1 protein-coding gene is annotated in these 962 nt (G+C 49.4%); it reads right to left on the minus strand.

Annotated elements, in window-relative coordinates:
• Positions 1-273 precede the first annotated feature (273 nt).
• The coding region (locus tag U868_RS0123220) for an IS110 family transposase (protein WP_025155361.1) at positions 274-962 on the minus strand (689 nt) is incomplete at its 5' end.

Consider the following 962-nt stretch of genomic DNA (forward strand, 5'->3'; position numbering starts at 1 on the left):
ATGGTTAGGAATCTATGGTCACTCCCGTTTTTGCAACACCGATTTTGACAATATGGTTGGCTTGCATGAATCTATCCGGCGTCTTCATAGGCCTTTAGCCTGCGCCTCGATGAGTTCCGCGCCTGTTGAACCTTATAAACTTGAGCGGCATTCTGTCTGCCATTCCTAACCACAGGTTTTTCATCAGGCCGGTTAGCCGTTGATACCATCAATAATCAGTATTCGCAAAACCAGATAAGTCACACGGTTGAAATATATAAATACATCAGCTAATTACGCCTCAAATGATTGTTGTCTGGCTGTCAGTGCCCAGGCGATTCTGGCCAGCTTGTTTGCCAGAGCGCAGGTCACTACAAAATTATTTTTTCGCAGCAATAATTCTCTGACCCAGTCGGCAAGTTTGCCTGTCCGGTGCTCCAGCGTCCTCAGATATACTCGGGCACACTGGACCAGCAATGCCCGCAGTCTTTTATTTCCCCGCTTGCTGATACCCTGCAGGGTAGTCCGCCCCCCAGTGCTGTACTGGCGCGGAACCAGACCTGTTGAGGCCGCAAAATCCCGGCTGCTGCCGTACTGTTTTCCGTCTCCCAACTGTGTGGAGAGCAGGCTTGCGGTTAACGGGCCGACGCAGGGTATGGAGAGCAAATGCTGACCTGCTTCGTCTTCGTCAAGGGATAGTTGCAGTTGGATCTCCAGGTCTTTAATTTGAGCAACAAGATAATCGTAATGTTCGCGTAGCTTTTGCAGCAAACTGGTCATATAAGGCGGGAGATTGTTTGTCTCCATGATTTCTGCCAGACCCTTTATCAGCGTCGGACCTTTTCGGGCGCTGACACCAAACTCCAGTAAAAATGCCTGTATCTGGTTTGTGGTTTTGACCCTGTCGCTGACAAGTGATTCTCTGACCCGGTGTAAGGCATGCATTGCCTGCTGAGACTCCGTGTGTAGTGGTTTAATAAATT

The sequence above is a fragment of the Morganella morganii H1r genome, from assembly GCF_000633515.1.
GTDB classification, from domain to species: Bacteria; Pseudomonadota; Gammaproteobacteria; order Enterobacterales; family Enterobacteriaceae; genus Morganella; species Morganella morganii_B.